Origin of the sequence: Pannonibacter phragmitetus DSM 14782 (assembly GCF_000382365.1) — a bacterium.
Taxonomy (GTDB): domain Bacteria; phylum Pseudomonadota; class Alphaproteobacteria; order Rhizobiales; family Stappiaceae; genus Pannonibacter; species Pannonibacter phragmitetus.
Genome location: NZ_KB908215.1, coordinates 104,869 through 129,571 on the forward strand (window position 1 = coordinate 104,869; position 24,703 = coordinate 129,571).

The window sequence follows — 24,703 nt, forward strand, 5'->3', positions numbered from 1 at the left end:
CAAGGCACAGAGGTGCAGTCCGGCGCCCGTGGCGGACGTCCGGCTGGCCGCACCCGGCAGGCCTGAGGTTGAGGCCGGGAACCGGATGCGCTTGTGCCGTGAAACAGATCCGGCGCGGCGGAGCCCCCCGCCGCGTCCAACCTGTCAGCTTACATCTTGCACTGATCGGCGTAGGCGTCGCCATAGTCTTCAAGGAGCTTGTCCTTGGTGACGGCCACCGGCTTGCCATCCGGACCGGCAACGATGTCCAGCAGATACCAGTCATGCACCGGATGCTGGTTCGGGCCGAACTTGAAGTCGCCGCGCACGCTCTTGAAGTCCGCAGCGCGTACGGCTTCGCGGAACTTGGCGATATCGTCCACACCGCCGGTCTTGGCCAGAGCGGAGGAGATCAGCTTGGCCGTGTCATAGCCCTGAGAGGCGTAATAGGTGATGGGGCGGCCGTATTTCTTGTCCCAGGCCTCAACGAACTCAAGGTTCGCGTCATTGGTGAAATCGCGGTTCCAGTGAGCCGTCGCAAAGATGCCAACGGCCGCATCACCTACGGCGTTCAGCACCACCGCATCGGTGGAAGGCTCGGACAGAACCATCGGGATCTGGCCGTTCAGGCCAGCCTGCGCATACTGCTTCAGGAAGGCGATGCCGAGGCCGCCCGGGTGGAACTGGAACACAACCTCCGGATCAGCCGCGCGGATCTGCGCCATTTCCGAAGCGAAATCGGTCTGGTCGAGCTGGGTGTAAAGTTCGCCGACGATTTCACCGCCGAAGGTGCGCTTGAAGCCGTTGATGGCGTCCTTGCCCGCCTGATAGTTCGGCGCCAGCACGAAAGCCTTGTTGAAGCCGAGCTTCTTGGCTGCGGCACCGGCTGCCTCGTGCAGGGCATCATTCTGCCAGGACACGACGAAATAGTTCTCGTGGCACTCGGCACCGGCAAGGTTGGACGGGCCCGCGTTCGGGGAAATATAGATCGCGTCATTGTTGACGATATCGGGCACGGTGGCACCGGCGACGTTGGAGAAGACAATGCCGGTGAGCAGCTTCATGCCGTCGTCGTTCATGAACTTTTCGGCGATCTGGCGGCCGTTGCCCGGCTTCAGGCCGTCATCCTCGACAACCAGCTCGACCGGAACGCCGCCCAGCTTGCCGCCTTCCATTTCGATGGCCAGCAGCATGCCGTCGCGGATGTCCTGACCGAGATAGCCGCCGGGGCCGGACAGGGTCGTGATCATGCCGATTTTCAGGGGATCCTGCGCCAGGGCAGTGCCGCTCATCAGCGCAGCGATGCCCGCTGCGGCCAGAAACAGTCTCTTCTTCATGTCTTCACCCTCTGTTGTCGCCTTGCGGCAGCCAGCCGGATGCTGCCATCTTTGGTCAGCTCCAGTCTTGATCTTTTTTCCGGGACCCAGCTTGCACAGGGTCCAGAAATATTTCAAGCCTAAAACATTTACAGATTGACCCAACCTGCAGGCGGCTCCTTGCCGGGGTGGATGGTGCCGCATTTCGGGCAGGTGCGCTTGGCCTCGTCCGCATAGAAGGCCTTGTAGATTGGCGGCAGGTCGTCAACGATCGACTCAAGGTCCACCTCGGCCCGGTGCACCAGCGCCTTGCACTCGAAACAGTACCATTCCACCGCATCCAGCGCGCCTTCCGGGCGGGCCGGTTCGATGACGAGGCCGATGGAGCCTTCCTGCGGGCGCTGGGGCGAGTGGCGCACATGCGGCGGCAGCAGGAACACATCCCCTTCCCGGATCGGCACGTCGTAGAACTCTTCCCCGTCATAGAGCTTCAGCAGCATGTCGCCCTTCAGCTGATAGAAGAATTCCTCAACCGGATCATCATGATAGTCGGTGCGCTTGTTCGGCCCTCCGACGACCGTGACCATCAGGTCCGCGTCCTTGAACACCATCTGGTTGCCGACCGGCGGCTTCAGCAGGTGCTTGTGCTCGTCGATCCACTTCTGGAAATTGAAGGCTTTCAATCTGGCCATTGCCGTTCTCCTCAGGGTCTTCAGACCGCTCTTGTCATTTTGGGGTAGCGGGACGCGGGATCAGGAGGCCTTGCGGGCGCCATCATCCAGCCTGAGCCCGCAGGCGTCAAATGCCGCCCGTGTGCGGGCCTTCTCGTCTTCGGTCAGTTCCAGCATGGGCGGGCGCACCCGTCCGCCGGTCTGACCCAGCAGGTCCTGCCAGTATTTCTGGTGGGCATGGGGCTTTTCGGCAGGACGTGTGTCCTTGAGCGCCCGGCGGACCGGCTCAAGGGAATCGCGCAGCGCCTGCGCCTCTTCCGCCTTGCCTGCAAAGGCCAGATCCGTGTAGGCGCGCATCCGCCTGTCGGCGGCGGTCTGCAGCAGATAGGGCGGTGACGAGCAGAGATAGAGCTGCCAGTTCAGCTCCAGAATGTTGTCGAGCCACTCCTCCTCCGAGGCGGTGGAGACGAGGATCCGGTCTCCGGCGAGCGCGGTCAGCTTTTTGTACATCTCGCGCGGCACGGAGTATTTGATCGCCACCACAGTCTCGATATCCGCCAGCCGGTTGCACAGCTCCGGGCTCATCAGATAGCCGCTGTCCGGGTGGGACCAGAGCGCGATGCCGATATCCACCTTCGAGGCGATGGTTTCGTAGTAGCGCAGCAACGTCTCGTCCTGCGCCTTGAAGAAATGCAGGATGGGCGCGTGGACGACGATATAGTCCGCGCCGCAGGCCTGCGCATGGCGGGCAAGATCGATCACCACATCCATGTTCTGGTCCGAGCAGGACATGATCGTCTGCGCCCGTCCGCCTGCCGCCTCGACGGCCAGATCAAAGCAGCGCTTGCGCTCGTCCACGGACATGGAGAAGAACTCGCCCTGCTTTCCGGCGATGAAGAAGCCATCGATGCCAAGGTCATCAATCCAGTGGTTCATGTTGGCGCGGAAGCCGTCCTCATCGATGGCCAGATCTTCCCGGAACGGCATCAGGGCAGCTGCCCAGATGCCGCGCATGGTGGCAAAAGCATGCGCCTTGGCGTCCTTGCGTGTGTATTTCATCCTCATTGCCTTTCGGGCAGATGCCCTCCGAGGGGCAAAGTTGCGCAGGACGGCTGCTTTGGCCGTCAGATTTCCATGCGGTGGGAAACGGTCTTCACCACCGTGTAATGCAGGATGCCTTCCGCACCGCCCTCACGGCCAAAGCCGCTTTCCTTGACCCCGCCGAAGGGCGTCGCAGCCACCGAGGCTTCCAGCGTGTTGATGGACACATTGCCCGCCTCCACCTCATCGGTGATGCGGTCCACATTGGCGGCGGAGTGGGTGAAGGCATAGGCGGCAAGGCCGTAGGGCACGCTGTTTGCACGGGCGATCGCCTCATCCAGCGAGCGGACAGGATTGATAACTGCCAGCGGGCCGAAGGGCTCTTCCTGCATGACACGGGCATCATCGGGCACTTCCGACAGGACCGTGACCGGATAGAAGTAACCCGGCCCCTTGGGCCGCTCTCCGCCGCACAGGAGCTTTGCCCCCTTGGCCAGCGCATCAGCCACCAGCATTTCCATCGCCTCCACCCGGCGGTGATTGGCGGTCGGCCCCATCTCGGTGTCCGGATCAAGGCCATTGCCCATCTTCACCGCCCTGGCGCGGGCAACGAAGGCGTCGCGATAGGCGCCGAAGACAGTTTCATGCGCAAAGAAACGGGTGGGCGAGGTGCAGACTTGCCCAGCATTTCGGGCCTTGCGGATGGCGGAGACGGTGCCCGCCTTCCCTGCATCAGCATCCTCGCAGATGATCACCGGCGCATGGCCGCCGAGTTCCATCAGCACCGGCTTGGCGTGGCGGGCGGCAATGCCTGTCAGATGCTTGCCCACCACCGTGGAGCCGGTGAAGGCGACAAGGCGCACCTGCGGCTTGGGGATGAGATACTCGGAAATCTGTGCCGGAACGCCGAATACAAGATTCAGCACACCCGCTGGCAGGCCCGCATCGTGGAAGGCGCGGGCAATGTGCCAGGCACCGGCAGGCGTTTCTTCTGCCGCCTTGAGGATGATGGAGCAGCCGGCAGCGAGCGCCCCTGCCACCTTGCGCGCAGGCTGGCTGAGCGGAAAGTTCCAGGGTGAGAAGGCAGCCACCGTGCCGATGGGCTGGTGGTGGACGATATAGCGGATGCCCGGTTCACTCGGGATCACCCGGCCATAGAGCCGCTCCGCCTCGCCCGCGTCCCACTCGAAGAACTCCGCGCCGCGGATCACCTCCAGCCTCGCCTGCTGCAGCGGCTTGCCATGTTCGCGGGTGATATCGGCGGCGATTGTCCCGATCCGCTCGCGCAGCAGGCCAGCGGCCGCGCGGATGATCCGCGCCCGTTCCATCGGCGCGGTGCGCCGCCACACGGCAAAGCCCTTTGCTGCCGCCTCCAGCGCGTCATCCAGATCCGCCGTGGCCGCAACGGGCAGCCTGCCGGTCTCTGCTTCGCTCGCCGGATTGATCACGCGCAGGGTTTCCCCCGTCTTGCGCCAGGCGCCGCCGATATAGAGCTGGAGGTCCGGATAGTCGTGCATGATGGGGCCTTCTGTTCCTTGTCTCTTTCGCCCTCGCCAGCAGCCTGTGAGGCCGCGGGGCGAAGCGTGTTGAAGGCAGGATCGTCGAAAGCTAAATTATCGGCAAGACAGATTTATCTGATAAATTTATATTGAATTTCATATCAATCAGACCGGTGGCGGAGTGCCTCCATGAAAATCACCCTGAAGCAGATCCAGAGCTTTCTCGCCGTGGCGGAGGCTGGCAGCTTCTCTCTCGCCGCCAAGCGCCTCAACACCGCCCAGCCGGCATTGTCTCAATCCATCAAGGACCTGGAGACTGATCTTGGAGTGCGCCTGTTCGACCGCACGACCCGGCGGGTGGAGCTGACGGCGGCAGGCGAAGAGTTCCGCCATTCCTCCGCCAAGGTGCTGGAAGATCTGGAACATGCGGTTGAGGGCCTGCACATGCTGGCCGACCGGCGGCGCGGCAAGCTGCGGGTGGCAGCTCCGCCGCTTCTCGCCAGTTTCGTGCTGCCGCAGGTGATCGCCAGCTTTCAGTCCGCCTCACCCGGCATTGCCGTGCAGCTGTCCGATGTGGGCACCGAGCAAATCCTGGAAGCCGTGCGCAGCGGCAGGGCCGACTGCGCCGTCGGCACGTTTCCCCCGGCAGGCGATGACATCGAGCGCCAGCCGCTGGTGCGTGACAGCCTGATGCTGTTCTGCCGGGAGGACAGTGCTTTTGCCGCGAGAGGCCGCGCGGTCTGGTCCGGCCTTGCCGAGGCGCCGCTGGTGACGCTGACGCGGGACTCCGGCATCCGCCTGCTAGTGGAAGTGGGCTATGAAAGCGTGCGGATCGAGCCCCGGATCAGCTTCGAGGTGACGCAGATCACCACCGCCCTGGCGCTGGTGGAGGCAGGGCTTGGCGTTGCCGTCCTGCCCGCCTATGCGCGCGCTGCCGTGCGCGGCCCCGCCATCCGCGCACTGCCCCTGGAAGAGCCGGTCATCACCCGCGAGATCATGCTGCTGAAATCCCGCGACCGCATGCCCACCCCCGCCGCACAGGCCTTCATCGAGCACCTGACCCGCGCCCTCAAACGGCTGGCCGCAGCATAATGGGGGCAGCGGGTATAACCCACAGTCTGCCCCCCTTCCCTTCAGCTCGCCTCCTTCAGCCGGAACCGCTGGATCTTGCCGGTCTGCGTCTTGGGCAGGGCGTCGGTGAAGAGGATGCGGCGCGGGTATTTGTAGGGCGCGATGGTTGCCTTCACGTGGTCCTGCAGGCGCTTGACGGTGGCGGCGTCCGGCTCGGCGCCGGCGCTCAGCACCACATGCGCTTCCACGATCTGCCCGCGCTCCTCGTCCGGTGCGCCGATGACGGCGCATTCCAGCACGTCGGGATGGGCCAGCAGCGCCGCTTCCACATCCGGCCCGGCGATGTTGTAACCGGCGGAAATGATCATGTCGTCGTTGCGGGCGGCAAAGTGGAAGTAGCCCTGCTCGTCCTGCCAGAAGGCATCGCCGGTGATGTTCCAGCCCTCATGCACATAGCCGGTCTGGCGGCTGTCGGAGAGATAGCGGCATCCGGTCGGCCCGCGCACGGCCAGACGCCCCACCTCGCCGCGCGGCATCTCGCCGCCCAGATCATCAACGATCCGCGCCTCGTAGCCGGTGACGGGACGGCCCGTGCAGGCCGGGTGGCTGTCGCCGAAGCGGTTGGAGATGAAGATATGCAGCATTTCCGTGGCACCGATGCCGTCCAGCATCGGCTTGCCGGTCTTGGCCTTCCACTCCTCATAGACGGGCGCAGGCAGCGTTTCGCCCGCCGAGACCGCAGCGCGAAGGCTGGACAGGTCCGCGCCCTCGTCCATGGCCTTCAGCATCACCCGGTAGGCGGTGGGCGCCGTGAAGCAGACCGTGGCGCGGTATTTCTGGATGATCTCGATGAGGTTCGGCGGCGAGGCGGTTTCCAGCAGCGCAGCCGCCGCCCCAAAGCGCAGCGGGAACACGGCAAGACCGCCAAGGCCGAAGGTGAAGGCGAGCGGCGGGGAGCCGACGAACACGTCATCCGGCGTCACGCCGAGGACCTCACGGGCATAGCCATCTGCGATGATCAGGATGTCCCGGTGAAAGTGCATGGTCGCCTTGGGGTCACCGGTGGTGCCCGAGGTGAAACCCAGCAGCGCCACGTCATCGCGGCCCGTCTTCACGGCTTCAAAGCGCACCGGCTTGCCCAGCGCGGCCCGGTCCAGTTCCGCATCGTGATTGGCGGTGCCGTCGAAACCGATCACGGTCTTCAGGTAGGCAGAATTCTTGGCGCAGGCGACCATCTCGTCCATCAGCCGCGTGTCGCAAAGGGCAACCGTGATCTCGGCCTTGTCGACGATCTTGGCCAGTTCGCCTGCCCGCAGCATCGGCATGGTGTTGACCACCACGGCACCGGCCTTGGTCGCCGCCAGCCAGCAGGCCACCATGGCCGGATTGTTGGCCGAGCGGATCAGCACCCGGTTGCCAGGCTTCACGCCATAATCCTCGACCAGCGCATGGGCGATGCGGCTCGTCCAGTCGGCCAGCTCCTTGTAGGTGCGCTGGCGGCCGTTGCCGATCAGCGCCACATGGTCGCCGAAGCCCTTTTCCACCATGCGGTCGGTCAGCTCGACGCCCGCGTTGAGGTAGTCGGGGTAGTCGAAGCCCTCGAGCTTCAACTCCGGCCACAGCTCCACGGGCGGCAGGTTGTCCCGGGTGAATGTATCCACATGGGCACTCGGGCCCAGTTTCAGCACAGCTGTCATCATCAATCCCCTGGATGGTTGCCCGCTGTCGCGGACCTGCGGCCCTTCCATTTTGCGGAAGCGGGTTTGCCCTTGAGCCGCCTTGTCTTGTTCCTGAGCGTCGTCTTCCCGAATGTCACGATCCGCAAAGGCGGATCATTCCGGCACCACGGCGGTTGCCTCGATCTCCACCAGCGCCTCGTCTTCCACTAGGCCAGCCACCTGCACCAGCGCCATGGCCGGGAAGTGCTTGCCGAGCACCTTGCGGTAGACGGCGCCCACATCGCGCAGGCTGGCCAGATAAAGCTGTTTGTCGGTGACGTACCAGGTCATCCGCACCAGATGCTCCGGCCCGGCCCCGCCCTCGCGCAGCACCTCGACGATGTTCTTCAGCGTCTGTTCCACCTGACCGGTGAAGTCCTTCGCCTCGAACTCCTGCTGGCCGTTCCAGCCGATGAGGCCGCCAAGGAAAAGCATGCGGCCGCTCGCGGCGACGCCGTTGGAATAGCCCTTGGCGGGCTTCCAGTTGCGCGGGTTCAGAAACGCGTGCGGGCTTTCGGCGGTGGAGGCATCTGCCGTTGTCTGTGTCATGTGGCCTTCCCGTCTTCCTGCGGGGCCATCCGCCCCGCTGATTGCATTCAAATTCCGGTTTGCTCAGCGCGCCTCGCCCAGCGCGGCGCGGGCAATGACGATCTTCTGCACGTCGCTCGCCCCCTCGTAGATGCGCAGCGCGCGGATCTCGCGGTACAGGCTTTCCACGGCAAAGCCCTTGCGCACCCCGTCGCCGCCATGCAGCTGCAGGGCCGTGTCGATGACGCGCTGGGCCGCTTCCGTTGCATGCAGCTTGGCCATCGCCGCCTCGCGGCTGACGCGGGCCGCGCCCATGTCCTTGGTCCAGGCAGCGCGGTAGACCAGCAGCGCCGAGGCATCCACATCCAGCGCCATATCCGCGATATGCCCTTGCACCATCTGCAGCTCGGACAGCGGAGCCCCGAAAAGCTGGCGCTGGCGCACGCGGGCCAAAGCCTCGTCCAGCGCCCGGCGGGCAAAGCCCAGCGCCGCTGCGCCGACGGTGGAGCGGAACACGTCCAGCACCGACATGGCGATCTTGAAGCCGTCCCCGTGCTTGCCGATCAACGCCGTCTCCGGCAGGCGGATGTTGTTGAAACGCAGATGCGCCAGCGGATGGGGCGCGATCACCTCGATGCGCTCGACGATCTCCAGCCCCGGCGTATCCGCAGGCAGCAGGAAGGCGGAAAGGCCCTTGGCCCCCGGCGCTTCGCCCGTACGGGCAAACACCACATAAAGGTCCGCGATGCCGCCGTTGGAAATGTAGGTCTTCTCGCCGGACAGGATGAAGCCGCCCGGCACGGCCTCTGCCGCTGCGGTGCTGTTGGCCACATCCGAACCGGAGCCCGGCTCCGTCAGGGCAAAGGCGCTGATCGCGGTGCCGGCACGGGTACGCTCCAGCCACTTGCGCTGCTCCGCCGTGCCGAACAGCGAGACGGCTCCCATGCCCAGCCCCTGCATCGCAAAGGCAAAATCGGCCAGGCCATCATGCCGGGCCAGCGTTTCACGGATGAGGCAGAGGCTGCGCACATCCAGCGTCTCACCTTCGCCAGCCCCCGAATGACGCAGCCAGCCAGCCTGCCCCAAATCGCGCACCAGCGCGCGGCAGGCCTCGTCCGTGTCGGCGTGGTCCACATGCAGATGCGCTGCGCACCATGCATCCAGCGCCCCGGCCAGCTCGCGGTGGCGGGCCTCGAAGAAGGGCCAGGAGAGGAAAGAACGGTCGGCCATCTCAGTTGCCCTCGAAAACCGGTTTCTGCTTGGCAACGAAGGCATGATAGGCGCGGGCGAAATCCTGCGTCTGCATGCAGATGGCCTGCGCCTGCGCTTCTGCCTCGATGGCCTGTTCCAGCCCCATGTTCCATTCCTGGTTCAGCTGGGTCTTGGTGATGCCATGGGCAAAAACCGGTCCGGAGGCGAGCCTTGCAGCCAGCGCCATGGCTTCCTCTTCCAGCTTGTCTGCCTCATGCAAGGCATTGAAGAAGCCCCAGCGCTCGCCCTCGGCTGCGCTCATGGTGCGGCCCGTGTAAAGCAGTTCCGCCGCCCGGCCCTGACCGATGATGCGCGGCAGCATGGCGCAGGCGCCCATGTCGCAGCCCGCAAGGCCAACGCGGGTGAAGAGGAAAGCTGTCTTGGCCTCCGGCGTTGCCAGCCGCAGGTCGCTGGCCATGGCGACGATCGCCCCGGCCCCGACGCACACACCATCCACCGCCGCGATGATGGGCTTGCCGCAGCCGATCATGGCCTTCACCAGATCACCAGTCATGCGGGTGAAAGCAAGCAGGCCCTTCATGTCGAGCCCGACCAGCGGGCCGATGATGTCATGCACATCACCGCCCGAGCAGAAGTTGCCGCCATTGGAGGCGAAGACCACCACATCCACGTCATCGGCATAGACAAGGGCGCGGAAGGTGTCGCGCAGTTCCGCATAGCTGTCGAAAGTCAGCGGGTTCTTGCGGTCTGGACGGTTGAGGCTCACACGCGCAATGCGGTCCTTCACCTGCCAGAGAAAGTGCCGGGGCTTCAGATCAGCCAGAGCGGTCATTGCGCATCCTTCCCGAGTTTCTTCAATATGTCCTTGAGCGCGTCCAGATCCGCGTCCGTCAGCCTGGCGAAGAGCTGATCCACCTCCCGCTCATGATCGGCGGCCAGCTTCTCGAACTGCGCCAGCCCCTCGTCCGTCAGCGACACATGCACCGTGCGCCGGTCCGCCTCGAAGGGCACACGGCGGACGAGGCCGTCCTTCTCCAGCCGGTCCACCACCGTGGTGGCGTTGCCGTTGGAGACGAGCAGCAGGCGCGACAGCTCGCTCATGCTCAGCGGCACGCGGCGGCGGTAGAGCGCAGCCATCACGTCGAAGCGCGGCAGCGTCGTGTGATGCTCCACCCGCAGGAACTCGCGCAGATGCGCTTCCGCCATGCGGGTGACGCCGAGAATGCGGATCCAGGTCTTCAGCCGGCGCTTGGACAGCGGCACGGAGGCTGCTTCCGCTTCCTGCGCGGCTGTTCCCCTCTCTGCGCTCATACCTGTCTCTGCGCTCATACCTCGCCTCCCGAAATGGCCATCGCCTGCCCGTTCACCCCGTCAGATCCGGCAGCGCACAGATAAAGGGCCATGGCAGTCACCTCCTGCGGGGTGATGAGGCGCTTCTGCGGATTGGTGTCCGCAAGGGCGGCCATGGCGTCGTCCCGGCTCTTGCCGGTCTTGGCCATGATGTTCTGAACGGAGCGTTCCGTCATCTCCGTATCAAGGAAGCCGGGACAAATGGCGTTGACTGTCACCGGACGGCGGGCCACCTCCAGCGCCAGCGCCTTCACAAGGCCGACAACCCCGTGCTTGGCCGCCACATAGGGCGCCACATAGGGATAGCCCTTCAGGCCTGCGGTGGAGGCAATGGCGATGAGCCGGCCCCAGCCATCCATCCGCGCAAGCCCCTCGCGGAAGGTGAGGAACACGCCGGTCAGGTTCACCGCCAGCATGGCATTCCACTGATCCAGCGACGTGCGGCCAAAGGGGGCGCTTTCGGCAGCGCCCGCATTTGCAATCACCACATCCACCGGGCCTGCAGCCTCGAACAGCGCCTTCACGGAAGCCTCATCCGTCACGTCCGCCGTCAGCGCCCGCACGCCCGGCAGGGAAGCCGCCACCGCCTGCAGCGGCTCCGCCCTCCGGCCGGTAATGATGACCTGCGCTCCGGCAGCATGGAAGCCACGGGCCAGATCTGCCCCCGCGCCCGTGCCGCCGCCCGTGATGAGAACGCGCCGTCCTGCCACCGTCATGCCCGGATCACCTCTCCCGCAGCCTTGGCGCCGTCCACCTTCGCCTTTGCCTGCTCGGCAAGGCGAAGGGCCTGATCACGCCCGGCGAGATAAGGCAGCGGCCAGCTGGCCTTGCGGTCGCCCTGCTCCACCGCCGCATGCAGCGTCCAGTAGGGATCTGACAGATGCGGACGGGCAAGGCAGACCAGATCGGCGCGGCCCGCCATCAGGATCGAGTTGACCTGATCGGCCTCTGTGATGTTGCCCACGGCCATGGTCGCCAGACCCGCCTCGTTGCGGATGCGGTCGGAGAACGGGGTCTGGAACATGCGGCCATAGACGGGGCGCGCGTCCGTCGTCGTCTGACCGGCGGACACGTCGATGATGTCGGCACCCGCCTCAGAGAAGGCCCGGGCGATCTCCACCGCCTCGTCCGGCGTCACACCAGCCTCACCCACCCAGTCATTGGCCGAGATGCGCACCGACATGGGCTTGTTCTCCGGCCAGACGGCGCGCATGGCGCGGAAGACTTCCAGCGGATAGCGCAGGCGGTTTTCAAGGCTGCCGCCATATTCATCGTCCCGCACGTTCGACACCGGCGAGATGAAGGACGACAGGAGATAGCCGTGGGCGGCGTGCAGCTCGATCATGTCGAACCCGGCACGCTCCGCCATCTTCGCCGCCTCGACGAACTGGCCGAGCACCAGATCCATATCGGCCCGGTCCATCGCCTTCGGCACCGCATTGCCCTTGGACCAGGCAATGGCGGAAGCGGACAGCAGCGGCCAGTTGCCGTCCGGCAGCGGCGCATCCATGCCTTCCCAGCCGACCTGCGTCGAGCCCTTGCGGCCCGAATGGCCGATCTGGCAGCAGATCTTGGCTGCCGTCTCGGCATGAACGAAATCCGTCAGCCGCTTCCAGCCCGCCTCATGCTCCGGCGCATAGAGGCCGGGGCAGCCGGGGGTGATGCGCCCTTCCGCCGACACGCAGGTCATTTCGGTGAAGACAAGCCCTGCCCCGCCCTTTGCCCGCTCAGCATAATGGATCAGATGCCAGTCGCCCGGCGCCCCATCCACCGCCTTGTACTGGGCCATGGGCGAGACGACGATGCGGTTTTCCAGCCGCATGCCGCGCAGCGTGAACGGGGCAAACATCGGCGTGCGGCCCGGCTGGCCGCCAGCCTGCTTCTGGAACCAGTCCTCCGCCGAGCGCAGCCACTCCGGATCACGCAGGCGCAGGTTCTCGTGGGAAATGCGCTGGGAGCGGGTAAGCAGCGAATAGTTGAACTGCACCGGATCAAGGTCCAGATAGCGCTCCACCTGCTCGAACCATTCCAGCGAGTTGCGGGCGGCTGACTGCAAGCGCAGCACTTCGATGCGGCGCTCTTCCTGATAGCGTTCGAAGGCCGCTTCCATGCTGGCTTCGCTGTGGAGATAGGTGGCCAGCGCAATGGCACTGTCAAACGCAAGCCGGGTGCCGGAGCCGATGGAGAAATGCCCCGTCGCCGCTGCATCGCCCATCAGCACCACATTGCCGTTGTACCACTTCTCGCAGATCACCCGCGGGAAGTTCATCCAGACAGCAGAGCCGCGCAGATGCGCCGCATTGGACATGAGCTTGTGGCCATCCAGATGCGCGGCAAACACCTTCTCGCAGGTCTCGATGGTCTCTTCCTTGGACATATGCTCGAAACCGAAGCGGTCCCAGGTCTCCTGCGTGCATTCCACGATCACCGTCGCCGTGTCGGCATCGAACTGATAGGCATGCACCCACATCCAGCCGTGTTCGGTCTTCTCGAAGATGAAGGTGAAGGCGTCATCAAACTTCTGGTGCGTGCCGAGCCAGATGAACTTGCACAGGCGCAGGTCCACATCGGGCTTGAACACATCGGCATATTCACGCCGCACCAGCGAGTTGATGCCGTCGCTGGCGACCACGAGGTCATAGTCCTTGCGGTACTCTTCGGCGGTCTTGAACTCCTGCTGGAATTCCAGATTTATGCCCAGCTCGCGCGCCCGCTCCTGCAGGATGATCAGCAGCTTCTTGCGGCCAATGCCGGCAAAGCCGTGGCCGCCAGAGACGGTGCGCACACCGTCGTGCACGACGGCAATGTCATCCCAGTAGGAGAAGTTGGCGCGGATCTCTTCCGTGCTCTTGGGGTCGTTGCGCGCCATGTTGCCAAGCGCGTCATCCGACAGCACGACGCCCCAGCCAAACGTATCGTTGGCCTTGTTGCGCTCCAGCACAGTGATGTCATGCGCCGGATTGCGCAGCTTCATCGAGATCGCAAAATAGAGCCCCGCAGGCCCTCCTCCCAGGCACAGGATCTTCATCGCCGCAGTCCCTTCCGTTTGTCTTGTTGAGCATGAGCCTGCCACCAGCCGGATATTATTTCAAGCTTGAAATATTGGCATGCAAAAAGAAACTTCGGGGACGGAGTGAGCAGGCCGATCTGCGGATTCGGGAGCCGTTTCAGCACGAAGTCTTGCCATTTGGCATGAACAAACATACTTTACGCCAAAGGGAGATGATCATGCTGCAGGAAATCCCCCGCACCCGCGCCATGCCGGACGTGCCGAAGATCACCGCCGAAGAAGCGGCTGCGATGGCGCGGGCGGTGATCCGGCTGTTCGAACGCTGGCAGCTTTCCGATGCGCAGGCACGGGAGATCCTCGGCGGCCTCCCGCCCCGCACCCATGCGCGCTGGAAGGCGGGTGAGCCGGGGCGTATCGACCGTGACCTTGCCACCCGCCTCTCCCTGCTGATGGGCATCCACAAGGGCCTGCGTTATCTCTTTACCGAAGCGGAGCGCGGTTATGCCTGGGTGCGCAAACCCAATCCGGTCTTCGGCGGGCGTTCGCCGGTTGAAGTGATGGCGCAGGGCGACATGTTCTCGCTGGCCCGTGTGCGTGCCTATCTCGACGCGGAACGCGGCGGCTTCTGATGAACTCACCGGCCCTGACACGGGTGGAGTGGCCCAGCGCCTTCCGCCTCATCCGCTCCATCTATCCACCGATTGATCTGTTCGAGGACATTGCCGACCCGCAGGACTGGGAAGCGCTTGCTTCAGCCGAATCGAAAACCAATCCGCGGATCTGGGATCATCTCGGGCAACTGGATCTGGTGCCTCCGCACCGGCGCGTAAGCGGCAGCGGTGCCAGCTATCTGATGGCGCCTTTCGTCCATGTCAGCACCGACCGGCCGGGCCGGTTCACCGATGGCACCTATGGCATCTACAGCGCGGGCAATGCCGAGGAAGTGGCGATCCGGGAAGTCGCCCATCATCACGGCCGCACCATGCGGGCCACACAGGAAGCGCCGGGCTGGACCTCCCAGTTCCGTATGCTTACCTGCCGCCTTGATCTTGACCTGCATGATGCAAGACCGGACACCCGCTATCACCACCCGGATGACTATGCCCCCTCGCAGGCGCTGGGCCGGGAACTCAGAGCCTCAGGCGCCAACGGCATCCTCTACCGCAGTGTCCGTTGCGAGGGTGGAGACTGCGCCGCCATCTTCTGGCCGGACCTCATCCCCATTCCCCTGCAAGCCGATCACTTCGACTTCCACTGGAACGGCACCATCGCCGACAAAGTGCGCAACTGCCGGACGGGAGCGATTTTCGGACTGTGAAAGATGAAAAGAGCCGCATCCGCAAGACGCGCAAATAATTCAAGCTTGAAGCGACTGGTCTATTTTGCAACAGGGACCAGGCAAGTGGCGCAGGGGTGGTTCTTCCGCCGTTTCCCCGGTTGCCTGCCGCCTGTGGCTGCGCTAGGCAAACAGGCATGAACACGCAGATGATCCGCATGGGCTGGTGGTGGCAGGACGCTTGATTGGCGGCCTTGCGATTTCTCATGTTCTGACGTGATCGAAGTTGACCCAAAGGCCGCCGCGGCAAGACCCGCAGGCGGCCTTTGGTCTGTCTGGGGTCTGGCCGGGGGAAGGCCTGGACCTGAACTGGAGGATGGACGAATGCCGGTACCGGCTGAGCAGACTTTCAAGACCAAGGGCGGCATTGCCGTCACGCGCGGCGCACGCCCGGCCGACTATGCGGAAGGCACCTCCCGCTGGATCGACCGGCTGGACGCGGAGCGCGGCGCGGTCCTCTCCTCCTCCTATGAATATCCGGGCCGCTACACCCGCTGGGACATGGCGCTGGTCAATCCGCCGCTGGTGCTGGAATCGGCCGGGCGCAACGTGGAAATCCGCGCCCTCAACGCCCGTGGCCTCGTTCTGCTGCCGGCCATTGCCGGGGTGCTGGCGGGCCATCCGGACGTGGAGGACTTCGCTGCCAGTGAGGGCCGCATGACCCTGACGGTGCGCAAGCCAGCCGCCCCCTTCCGAGAGGAAGACCGCTCGCGTCAGGCTTCCACCTTCTCCGTCGTGCGTGCCATCAAGGAACTGTTTGCCTGTGATGACGATCAGCTTGGCCTTTACGGCGCCTTCGGCTACGACTTGGCCTTCCAGTTCGAGCCGATCGAGCTGAAGCTGAAGCGCCCGGCAGACCAGCGCGATCTGGTGTTGTTCCTGCCCGATGAAATCCTCATCGTCGATCACCATGGCCGCCGTGCCTATGTGCTGGAGTATGACTTCGAGGTGGATGGCAAGCGCACCCACGGCCTGCCGCGTGACGGGGAGAAACAAGCCTATCAACCGGCCAATGAAGATCCGGGCCGGGGCGACCATGAACCGGGCGAATATGCGAAGATCGTGGACCGGGCCAAGGAATACTTCCGCCGGGGCGACCTGTTCGAGACCGTGCCGGGCCAGACCTTCTACGAGCCCTGCGCCAACCCGCCTTCGGCCGTCTCCCGCCGCCTGCAGCAGATCAATCCCTCGCCCTATTCCTTCTTCATCAACCTCGGCAATGCGGAATATCTCGTCGGCGCCTCGCCGGAGATGTATGTGCGCGTCACCGGCGGGCGGCGTGTGGAAACCTGCCCCATCTCCGGCACCATCCGGCGCGGCAAGAATGCCATCGAGGATGAGGCGCAGATCCGCAAGCTGCTGAATTCCGCCAAGGACGAGGCAGAGCTGACCATGTGCTCGGACGTGGACCGCAACGACAAGAGCCGCGTCTGCGTGCCCGGTTCGGTCAAGGTCATCGGCCGCCGCCAGATCGAGATGTATTCCCGCCTGATCCACACGGTGGACCATATCGAGGGCAGCCTGCGCGAGGACATGGACGCGCTCGACGCCTTCCTCTCCCACGCCTGGGCCGTGACCGTGACCGGCGCGCCGAAGCGCTGGGCAATGGAATTCATCGAGAACAACGAGAAGAGCTCCCGCGCCTGGTATGGCGGGGCCATCGGTGCCGTGCTGTTCAACGGCGACATGAACACCGGCCTCACCCTGCGCACCGTGCGCATCAAGGATGGCGTTGCCCAGATCCGCGCCGGTGCAACGCTGCTCTATGACAGCATCCCGGAAGACGAAGAGGCCGAGACCGAGCTGAAGGCCGAAGCCATGCGCGCCGCCGTGCGCGAGGCAGGACTGGCCGTGAAGGCCACGGAAACCGTGCGCGAGAAGAAGCCCGGAGCCGGTCTGAAGATCCTGCTGGTGGACCATGAGGACAGTTTCGTCCACACGCTGGCCAACTACTTCCGCCAGACAGGGGCCGATGTGGTCACCTACCGCACGCCGGTTGCCGACCACGTGTTCCATGACGTGAACCCGGACCTGGTGGTGCTCTCCCCCGGCCCCGGCAGCCCGAAGGACTTCGACTGCGCCGCCACCATCGGCCGCGCCCGCGCGCGGGGCCTGCCGCTGTTCGGCGTCTGCCTCGGCCTGCAGGCTCTCGCCGAAGGGCTGGGCGGGGAACTGGGCCAGCTCGACGTGCCAATGCACGGCAAGCCCTCCCCCATAACCCTCACCGGCAATTCGGTGCTGTTCGAGGGCTTGAGCTCGCCTGTCACGGTTGGCCGTTATCACTCGCTGTTTGCGAAGAAGGACAAGCTGCCCGCAGATTTCCGCATCACGGCGGAGACGGAAGACGGGGTCATCATGGCCATCGAGCACTCCAGCGAGCCGATTGCCGCCGTGCAGTTCCACCCGGAAAGCATCATGTCCCTCGATCAGGATGCCGGCCACCGGATCATCGAGAACGTCGTGACCCGCCTGGTGAAGACGCGCCGGGCGTAAAGTGCAAGCCCCCGGCGCAGAAATTGCGCCGGGGGGGGTATTTCAAGCCTGGCCTTCAGTCTCGTCAAACCCCGGCCTTCGTCAGCACCTTGCGGAACCTCGCCGCCACCTTGCCAAAGCCGTCATCCGTACCGTGGATCTCATCGATCCAGTCTGTCACATCCGGCATGGCACCCCGGCAGTCGACAAGCCAGACCCCTGTCTGCTTGGGATCACCCGCGACGCGCTCCAGCATGTCGTAAAGCGCATCCACCAGAAACTTGATGATGTTGCGCCGAAGGGCATCGTCGACTATACCCCGCGCATCCAGCGGTTCGCCAAGCCATTCGTCCCGCTTCGCATGCTTTGGCTTGCGCGGGTCCTTTTTCTGCTTCAGTTCCGGATAAGCGTGATCATAGCCGTGAATGAAGACTGGCAGCGTCTTGAACTCGGCGTACTGGCGGATGTTGGTGATCACATCCCGGTAGGCTTTTTCAAGGAAAGTCAGCTTTTCGCCCAGAACCGCCATGTTGATGTGCCCCGGCACGTCCTTCTTGTTGCTGTTGAACGGCTTCAGAATGTCGTGCAGCGCCGCCTTTCCGGTCTTTGGGTCCTCGCCGATAATGTCGTTGCCGGCAGCGGAAAACAGGAAGCCCTTCACGTTGTCCTTGTATTGCCAGAGGGCTGCCAGATATTCATTCCCGCCCTTGCCCGCAGGGCCATAGACAATGTTTTCCGCAGTATCTCCAGCCGCGGCAACTGAATAGATCAGGTAATCCTTGCCCAGATGATCGACAACATCCTTCACAAGCAAGGGAAACTGATGCCAGCTATCGCCTTCCTCAACGATTACAGGCAGTTTTTCCCCTGAGTTGAACCGGTTGCGGAACCGGACCCAGCGCCGCCAGCGCTCCAGATTGTTGCCGATACCAAGGGCACTTTCCAACTCCGCCTGATCAGGCGGTATATCGACCTTTTTCGGGTCCGGAATGATGGCGAAATCCAGACCGTGATGCCGTGCACGAACCTTGGCAACGGCCAGAATTTCCTCATCCGCGGACTCCGGATCAAGAAGAATTTCCAGATACTCAGCGTAGCTTATTTTCTCAGACATGACTTGCCCCCTCTTCTTATTCCCTTACGTTAACTATACCTTAAATTGCATACCGGTCAACGCACCAGTTGATAAGGAGGCATCATGCGGGAAGAGGGCACAATCACAATTTCTGAACTCGGGGATAAGCTTGCAGAAGCAGCTGCGGGGCGCGTCCAGAAGAACCTGCGCAATCTGCGCAGAGCACTCAAGTATGCAAGCCAGGGCCTTGTCTCGCCGACCGAGACGAAGGCGCGTATTGAACGTTATCTGGAAGGACAAAGCCGCCCGCCAGAGCGCCAGCGGGCCCTGATTGAAGGGCATGACGATCTGGGCAAGGAAGCGCTGATCGGCACCAGCGACCTTCTGTCGGTCGAGTTTCTGGAAGCTGGACAACTTGCCGCCAGAGCCGTTGCCTGCATTCAGATCGCAGGCGGAGCCATCAGCGGGACGGGCTTTCTGGCCGGGCCCGGCCTGCTGCTCACCAACCAGCATGTTCTGGAAACGCCCGCCATGGCCGCTGCGGCGACGGCAGTATTTGGCCATGAGGAGCAAAAATTCGGCATTCCGTCAGCGACCAGCGAATATGCGCTTGACCCGGGCACGTTCTGGCTTGCCGACAAGGAGCATGACTTTGCGCTCGTGGCGGTCTCTCCGGTCGGCGACACCGGAGTTCCGTTGACGGACTTTGGCTGGCATCCGCTGCTGGACGAGGGCAAGATCCTCGAGGGCCATCCGGTCAGCGTGATCCAGCATCCGCAGGGACGGCCCAAATGCATCGCCCTGCACAACAGCTATTTCCTGCTGCTGGGTAAGACGGACGATGAGGAGCGGTTCTGCTGGTATACGGCAGACACGGAAAGAGGCAGTTCCGGCGCGCCGGTCTTCAGCCGGGACTGGCAAGTCGTCGCTCTTCATCACAAGGCAGTGCCGAAGACCAATGAGGATGGGGAGATCCTCGACCGTCTGGGCAAGCCAATGCCGCGTGCTGAATACGAGCGCTATCCCGACCGGGCAGACCATGTTGCCAACGAGGGCATCCGCGCGTCCCGCCTCCGGCGCTTCATCGCCAGTGCCCCGCTGGAGGTTTCCGCACACGCGGCCCTGCGGGATCAACTCGTCGCCCACTGGGACAGTCCACAAGCCCGCTCCTTGCGCGCGCGCTTTCCGCCGATCTGAGGCAACTGGTGCTGCAATCCGCCTACCGCCGCCAGGTCTTCACCGCTGACAGCATCAGGCTGGTTTCGGTGGCGGAGACGCCTTCTATGAGGCGGATGCGGTGGAGGGCGGCGTCGAAGGAGGCGAGATCCGGCGTGGCGAGCTCGATCACCAGATCCCAGCGGCCATTGGTTGTGTGGATCGAGCGGGCTTCCGGCATGCCGCTGAGGCGGCGGATCACTGCATCGGCCCGCTTGCCCTCGATGGCCAGCATCATCATGGCGCGGATCGGCAGGTCCTGCCCTTCGTTGCGCAAAACGGCAGTGAAGCCCTGAATCTCGCCGTTTTCCACCAGCCGCGACAGGCGTGCCCGCACGGTGGCGCGGGAGAGCTTCAGGTCAAGCGCCAGATCCGAGATCGAGCGGCGGCCATCGGCTCTGAGCGCAGCGATCAGGGCAAGATCAGTATCGTCCAGCATGCGGCATCCTTCCAGTTTGGGAAGTTCAGCTTATCACTTTGGATAGTCTACTGCCCAGAGTGCGCAATTTTTTGTCTTCAGACTGCCATCTGATGGCTGCACTCTGAAAGAGATGCAGATCCGCAGTGAAGGAGGCCGAGGGATGACGCAGATTGCGCTTGTGGGAGCACCGGTGGAAGCAGGCGCAGGGCGCAGGGGCTGTCTGATGGGACCGGCCGCCTATCGCACTGCGGGCCTTCAGGAAGAACTGGAAGCGCTCGGCCTTGCCGTCGAGGACCATGGCGACGTTGTGCCGGATCAGGCGCTGGATGTGCCGGACACGGACCCGAAGCTGAAGAACCTGCGCGCTGTTGCCGGCTGGACGCGGGCGCTTTACCGCAAGGCCCGGTCTTTGGCGGCGGGGCCGCAGATGCCCATCTACATGGGCGGCGACCATGCGCTGGCTCTTGGCACCCTCGCCGGGCACGCAGCCCATGCGGCGGGGGCCGGGCGGCCGCAATTCGTGCTGTGGCTCGACGCCCATTCCGACATCAACACCTTCGAGAGCACGGTCAGCGGCAATCTGCACGGCACGCCGGTTGCCTTTGCCTGCGGCTTGCCGGGGTTTGACGTGCTGCTGGGCGAGAAGCTGGACACGCCGGTTTCGCCGGGCAACCTCTGCCTGCTGGGTCTGCGCTCGGTCGATCCGCCTGAGCGGGCGCTGATCCGGGAGCTTGGCATCACCGCCCATGACATGCGGGCCATTGACGAAAACGGCATCGCCCGGCTTCTGGAGCCGTTTCTGGAGCGCTGCGCCCGCGCCCACGGCTTCCTGCACGTGAGTCTTGATGTGGATTTCATCGACCCGGACATCGCTCCGGCGGTCGGCACCACCGTGCCGGGCGGCGTCACCTTCCGCGAGGCACATTTAGTGATGGAGATGCTGCATGACAGCGGCCTCGTCACCTCGCTGGATCTGGTGGAACTGAACCCCTTCCTCGACGACCGGGGCCGCACCGCCCGCCTGATGGTGGACCTGACCGCCAGCCTCTTCGGACGGCGCGTCATGGACCGCCCCACCCGCAGCTATTGACCCGGAGCCAGAAGATGACCGCGACCGCAAGCCATCCGGCACAGGCAGCCCCCTCGCCTCTCGCACTGGTGCCCTTCGTCAGCGTCGGCAACATGATGCGCATTCTGAATGCGGTGGGCATCGAGGCCTTTATCGAGGGGCTGGCGCAGGTGATCGAGGAGGATTTCCGGCGCTGGCCGCTGTTCGACAAGACGCCGCGCGTTGCCTCCCATTCGAGGGAAGGTGTCATCGAGCTGATGCCTGCGTCGGATGGCGTTGCCTATGGCTTCAAGTATGTGAACGGCCACCCGAAGAACACCCGCACCGGCCGCCAGACCGTGACGGCCTTTGGCGTGCTCGCAGAGGTGGAGACGGGCTATCCCGTGCTCCTGTCGGAGATGACGATCCTCACCGCCCTGCGCACCGCCGCCATGTCGGCGCTGGCGGCAAAATATCTGGCCCCGGCCGATGCCCGCTCCATGGCGATCATCGGCAATGGCGCACAGTCGGAATTTCAGGCGCTTGCCTTCAGCAAGCTTCTGGGTGTGGACCGCTTGCGGCTCTACGATACCGACCCGGCGGCCTGCCGCCGCTGCGCCCGCAATCTTGAAGGTTTCGGCTTCCACATCACCGTCTGCTCCAGCGCGGAAGAGGCGGTTGAAGGTGTTGCCATCATCACCACGGTTACAGCGGACAAGCAGCGGGCCACGATCCTCACCGACAACATGGTCGCCAGCGGCCAGCACATCAACGCGGTGGGCGGCGACTGCCCCGGCAAGACGGAGCTGCACCGGGATATCCTGCTGCGCTCGTCCATCTTTGTCGAATACACGCCCCAGACCCGCATCGAGGGCGAAATTCAGCAGCTTGAAGCAGATCACCCGGTCACGGAACTGTGGCAGGTGATTGCCGGAGAGGCGCCGGGCCGCCGGTCGGCGCTGGAAACGACGCTGTTCGATTCTGTCGGCTTTGCGGTGGAGGACTTCTCGGCCCTGCGCTACCTGCGCGGGCTTTTGAAGGATCTGCCCTATTGCGAGATGCTGGACCTGCTGGCTGATCCGGATGATCCGCGGGATCTGTTCGGCATGGTGCTGCGCGCAGGGGCCGAAAGCTGACCGGCGCTGCGCAGAATATATTACGCAACGGAACAGATCGCCTCAAATCCAGCCAGCATTGAGTCGGACCAGCTTCCGCAGAGGCCGCGTCTTCACACCACACACTCAACCTGAGCGCGTCTCTTTTCCTATAAAGTTTCGAACTAAAGAAACAAACTTCTCATGAGACGAAGATAATTTCTCAATGGATGATTTTAAATTTCATCAGACTTAGTAATGCAGTTCAAAACATCTGCATTTTTCTTTCAATTCAAGATTTTTACGTGACAAGACAGCGCTCTCTGACATACGAAAGTTGCGCACCAGAGAAACAGCTGCTTACAAGCCCTGCAGGAAACGGCGGAAGCCCCCATGCAACGCAACTCGCTTATTGAATTGATGAGCATGATCGCCGGCTTCTTCGGCGGCATCGTCATTTCTTACATTTTCGGCTGGGGCCTTCTGTTCGGCATGCTTGTGACGGTGAGCCTCGGCGTCTTTGGCGACTGGCTCTACGGCCGCAAGGCGCGGGGGCGCGAGGCGCGCAGCCGCCGGAACTGAAGGCAGATGCCTTGAGCTTTCGAGAATGAAAAAAGCCGCCGGCACAAGACCGGCGGCTCTTTGATTTTGCACCTTCCGAAAAAGGTCACTTGCGGGTCAGCTGCTCCACGTCACGCACCGCGCCGCGGGCAGCGGAGGTGGTGAGGGCGGCATAGGCCTTGAGGGCTGCCGAAACCTTGCGGGTACGCGGCTTTTCCGGCTTCCAGGCGGCAGCGCCCCTGGCTTCCATCTTCGCCCGGCGATCGGCCAGAACTTCGTCGCTCACATCGACGCGGATGATGCGGTTCGGGATGTCGATGACGATGGGGTCGCCATGCTCCACCAGACCGATGGCGCCGCCTTCAGCCGCTTCCGGGGAAGCATGGCCGATGGACAGGCCCGAGGTGCCGCCGGAGAAGCGGCCATCGGTGATGAGCGCGCAGGCCTTGCCGAGGCCCTTGGACTTCAGGTAGCTCGTCGGATAGAGCATCTCCTGCATGCCGGGGCCGCCCTTCGGGCCTTCGTAGCGGATCACCACCACATCGCCCGCCTTGACCTTGCCGGTGAGAATGTCGCTCACCGCCTGATCCTGGCTTTCGCAGATGTAGGCCGGGCCGGAGAACTTCAGGATGCTCTCGTCCACGCCCGCCGTCTTCACGATGCAGCCATCCAGCGCGATGTTGCCGAAGAGCACGGCGAGGCCGCCGTCCTTGGAGAAGGCATGCTCCGCAGAGCGGATGACGCCGGTCTTGCGGTCGGTATCAACGCCTTCGCTGTAGCGGCGCGACTGGGAGAACGCTTCCTGCGTCGGCACGCCGCCGGGGGCCGCCGAGTAGAACGTATGCACCGCTTCGCTCGAGGTGCGCACCACGTCCCAGCGGTCCAGCGCATCCTTCATGCTGGCGGCATGAACCACCGGCAGCGAGGTGTCGATGAGGCCGGCACGGTCCAGCTCGCCCAGAATGCCCATGATGCCACCGGCACGGTGCACGTCTTCCATGTGCACATCCGGCACGGAAGGCGCGACCTTGCAGAGCACCGGCACGCGGCGCGACAGGCGGTCAATGTCCGCCATGGTGAAATTCACCTCGCCCTCATAGGCAGCGGCGAGAAGATGCAGCACCGTGTTGGTGGAACCGCCCATGGCGATGTCCAGCGTCATGGCGTTTTCAAAGGCCTTGAACGAGGCAATGCTGCGCGGCAGCACGCTTTCGTCGTCCTGCTCGTAATAGCGGCGGGCGAGATCGACGATCAGGTGGCCGGCTTCCACGAACAGGCGCTTGCGGTCGGCGTGGGTGGCCAGCGTCGAACCATTGCCCGGCAGGGCAAGGCCCAGCGCCTCGGTGAGGCAGTTCATCGAGTTGGCGGTGAACATGCCCGAGCAGGAACCGCAGGTGGGGCACGCGGAGCGCTCGATCACCTTCACGTCCTCTTCGGACACGCGGTCATCAGCAGCTGCCACCATGGCGTCCACCAGATCCAGCGCCTTGGTGGTACCGTCGGCCAGCACCGCCTTGCCCGCTTCCATCGGACCACCGGAGACGAAGACCACCGGGATGTTGAGGCGCATGGCGGCCATCAGCATGCCCGGGGTGATCTTGTCGCAGTTGGAAATGCAGACCAGCGCATCGGCGCAATGGGCATTAACCATGTACTCGACCGCATCGGCGATGATCTCGCGCGAGGGGAGCGAATAGAGCATGCCGTCATGGCCCATGGCGATGCCGTCATCCACCGCGATGGTGTTGAATTCCTTGGCAACACCGCCTGCCTTCTCGACTTCGCGGGCGACAAGCTGGCCAAGGTCCTTCAGGTGCACATGACCCGGAACGAACTGGGTGAAGGAGTTGGCAATGGCGATGATCGGCTTGCCGAAATCGCCGTCCTTCATGCCCGTGGCGCGCCACAGGCCGCGCGCGCCGGCCATGTTGCGGCCGTGGGTGGAGGTTCTGGAACGATAGGCGGGCATCTGGAACTCCCTGGGGTTATCCTATTGGCGGCCTCTTTGTCCGCCTCACGCTTGTTGCGTGCTTCAGATGTAGGGTTTGGCAGGTTTTTCGGGAGAGCGAAAGGGCGGAAAACCCAA

The 24,703-nt window shown here is 63.8% G+C and carries 22 protein-coding genes; 8 read left to right on the top strand and 14 right to left on the bottom strand.

Annotated elements, in window-relative coordinates:
* Window positions 1-149: 149 nt before the first annotated feature.
* The 4 genes from H163_RS0100530 to H163_RS0100545 form a co-directional block, all read right to left on the bottom strand.
* Window positions 150-1,316, bottom strand: a complete 1,167-nt coding sequence (locus tag H163_RS0100530) for an ABC transporter substrate-binding protein (RefSeq protein WP_026355291.1) — start codon at window positions 1,314-1,316, stop codon at window positions 150-152.
* A 128-nt stretch (window positions 1,317-1,444) separates the two neighbouring features.
* Window positions 1,445-1,987: a 3-hydroxyanthranilate 3,4-dioxygenase gene (locus H163_RS0100535; RefSeq protein ID WP_019962580.1), complete on the bottom strand. Its 543-nt coding sequence runs from the start codon at window positions 1,985-1,987 to the stop codon at window positions 1,445-1,447.
* Between the two features lie 60 nt (window positions 1,988-2,047).
* Window positions 2,048-3,025, bottom strand: coding sequence for a dihydrodipicolinate synthase family protein (locus tag H163_RS0100540; RefSeq protein ID WP_019962581.1), 978 nt, complete (start codon window positions 3,023-3,025; stop codon window positions 2,048-2,050).
* A gap of 65 nt (window positions 3,026-3,090) precedes the next feature.
* Window positions 3,091-4,524, bottom strand: a complete 1,434-nt coding sequence (locus tag H163_RS0100545) for an NAD-dependent succinate-semialdehyde dehydrogenase (protein WP_019962582.1) — start codon at window positions 4,522-4,524, stop codon at window positions 3,091-3,093.
* A gap of 171 nt (window positions 4,525-4,695) precedes the next feature.
* Between H163_RS0100545 and H163_RS0100550 the strand changes: the two genes are divergently transcribed.
* Window positions 4,696-5,598 carry a LysR family transcriptional regulator gene (locus tag H163_RS0100550; RefSeq protein WP_019962583.1) on the top strand — a complete coding sequence of 301 codons (903 nt, stop codon included), beginning with the start codon at window positions 4,696-4,698 and terminating at the stop codon, window positions 5,596-5,598.
* A gap of 41 nt (window positions 5,599-5,639) precedes the next feature.
* Here the strand turns inward: H163_RS0100550 and H163_RS0100555 are convergent, their stop codons facing one another.
* The 7 genes from H163_RS0100555 to H163_RS0100585 all read right to left on the bottom strand — a co-directional run bounded on the left by H163_RS0100555 (window position 5,640) and on the right by H163_RS0100585 (window position 13,413).
* Window positions 5,640-7,274 carry an AMP-binding protein gene (locus tag H163_RS0100555; RefSeq protein ID WP_019962584.1) on the bottom strand — a complete coding sequence of 545 codons (1,635 nt, stop codon included), beginning with the start codon at window positions 7,272-7,274 and terminating at the stop codon, window positions 5,640-5,642.
* A gap of 135 nt (window positions 7,275-7,409) precedes the next feature.
* Window positions 7,410-7,844 (bottom strand): RidA family protein, encoded by a 435-nt coding sequence (locus H163_RS0100560; protein ID WP_019962585.1) that lies wholly within the window; start codon window positions 7,842-7,844, stop codon window positions 7,410-7,412.
* A gap of 63 nt (window positions 7,845-7,907) precedes the next feature.
* Complete coding sequence (locus H163_RS0100565; protein WP_019962586.1) at window positions 7,908-9,053, bottom strand: acyl-CoA dehydrogenase family protein; 1,146 nt, start codon at window positions 9,051-9,053, stop codon at window positions 7,908-7,910.
* Window position 9,054: 1 nt separating this feature from the next.
* Window positions 9,055-9,867, bottom strand: coding sequence for an enoyl-CoA hydratase family protein (locus tag H163_RS0100570; protein ID WP_019962587.1), 813 nt, complete (start codon window positions 9,865-9,867; stop codon window positions 9,055-9,057).
* Window positions 9,864-10,364: a MarR family winged helix-turn-helix transcriptional regulator gene (locus H163_RS0100575; RefSeq protein ID WP_244296076.1), complete on the bottom strand. Its 501-nt coding sequence runs from the start codon at window positions 10,362-10,364 to the stop codon at window positions 9,864-9,866. Before H163_RS0100575 ends, H163_RS0100570 begins: the two co-directional genes overlap by 4 nt.
* Window positions 10,361-11,101, bottom strand: coding sequence for an SDR family NAD(P)-dependent oxidoreductase (locus H163_RS0100580; RefSeq protein ID WP_019962589.1), 741 nt, complete (start codon window positions 11,099-11,101; stop codon window positions 10,361-10,363). The genes H163_RS0100575 and H163_RS0100580 overlap by 4 nt, the downstream gene beginning before the upstream one ends.
* Window positions 11,098-13,413 carry a bifunctional salicylyl-CoA 5-hydroxylase/oxidoreductase gene (locus H163_RS0100585; protein ID WP_019962590.1) on the bottom strand — a complete coding sequence of 772 codons (2,316 nt, stop codon included), beginning with the start codon at window positions 13,411-13,413 and terminating at the stop codon, window positions 11,098-11,100. The genes H163_RS0100580 and H163_RS0100585 overlap by 4 nt, the downstream gene beginning before the upstream one ends.
* A 194-nt stretch (window positions 13,414-13,607) precedes the next feature.
* Here H163_RS0100585 and H163_RS0100590 point away from each other — a divergent pair, with 194 nt between their 5' ends.
* From H163_RS0100590 to H163_RS0100600, 3 genes are all read left to right on the top strand, one after another.
* A complete protein-coding gene (locus H163_RS0100590; protein ID WP_019962591.1) occupies window positions 13,608-14,024 on the top strand; it encodes an antitoxin Xre-like helix-turn-helix domain-containing protein in 417 nt (138 codons plus the stop codon).
* Window positions 14,024-14,713 (top strand): RES family NAD+ phosphorylase, encoded by a 690-nt coding sequence (locus H163_RS0100595; RefSeq protein WP_019962592.1) that lies wholly within the window; start codon window positions 14,024-14,026, stop codon window positions 14,711-14,713. The genes H163_RS0100590 and H163_RS0100595 overlap by 1 nt, the downstream gene beginning before the upstream one ends.
* A 342-nt stretch (window positions 14,714-15,055) precedes the next feature.
* The gene (locus tag H163_RS0100600) at window positions 15,056-17,224 is read left to right on the top strand and encodes an anthranilate synthase (RefSeq protein ID WP_019962593.1); all 2,169 of its coding nucleotides are present in this window, start codon (window positions 15,056-15,058) and stop codon (window positions 17,222-17,224) included.
* A gap of 64 nt (window positions 17,225-17,288) precedes the next feature.
* Here the strand turns inward: H163_RS0100600 and H163_RS0100605 are convergent, their stop codons facing one another.
* Complete coding sequence (locus H163_RS0100605; RefSeq protein ID WP_019962594.1) at window positions 17,289-18,317, bottom strand: hypothetical protein; 1,029 nt, start codon at window positions 18,315-18,317, stop codon at window positions 17,289-17,291.
* An 84-nt stretch (window positions 18,318-18,401) separates the two neighbouring features.
* Between H163_RS0100605 and H163_RS0100610 the strand changes: the two genes are divergently transcribed.
* On the top strand, window positions 18,402-19,475 hold the full coding sequence (locus tag H163_RS0100610) for a trypsin-like serine peptidase (RefSeq protein ID WP_019962595.1): 1,074 nt from the start codon (window positions 18,402-18,404) through the stop codon (window positions 19,473-19,475).
* Between the two features lie 22 nt (window positions 19,476-19,497).
* Here the strand turns inward: H163_RS0100610 and H163_RS0100615 are convergent, their stop codons facing one another.
* Entirely contained in the window at window positions 19,498-19,929 is a 432-nt protein-coding gene (locus tag H163_RS0100615; protein WP_026355293.1) for an Lrp/AsnC family transcriptional regulator, read from the bottom strand.
* Between the two features lie 145 nt (window positions 19,930-20,074).
* Here H163_RS0100615 and rocF point away from each other — a divergent pair, with 145 nt between their 5' ends.
* From rocF to H163_RS0100630, 3 genes are all read left to right on the top strand, one after another.
* Window positions 20,075-21,004 carry an arginase gene (rocF, locus tag H163_RS0100620; RefSeq protein WP_026355294.1) on the top strand — a complete coding sequence of 310 codons (930 nt, stop codon included), beginning with the start codon at window positions 20,075-20,077 and terminating at the stop codon, window positions 21,002-21,004.
* Between the two features lie 14 nt (window positions 21,005-21,018).
* Window positions 21,019-22,098 carry an ornithine cyclodeaminase gene (locus tag H163_RS0100625; protein WP_019962598.1) on the top strand — a complete coding sequence of 360 codons (1,080 nt, stop codon included), beginning with the start codon at window positions 21,019-21,021 and terminating at the stop codon, window positions 22,096-22,098.
* Between the two features lie 351 nt (window positions 22,099-22,449).
* Window positions 22,450-22,638, top strand: coding sequence for a hypothetical protein (locus H163_RS0100630; RefSeq protein ID WP_026355296.1), 189 nt, complete (start codon window positions 22,450-22,452; stop codon window positions 22,636-22,638).
* Window positions 22,639-22,723: 85 nt separating this feature from the next.
* Here H163_RS0100630 and ilvD read toward each other — a convergent pair whose 3' ends face one another.
* Window positions 22,724-24,586, bottom strand: a complete 1,863-nt coding sequence (ilvD, locus tag H163_RS0100635) for a dihydroxy-acid dehydratase (protein WP_019962600.1) — start codon at window positions 24,584-24,586, stop codon at window positions 22,724-22,726.
* Window positions 24,587-24,703 lie beyond the last annotated feature (117 nt).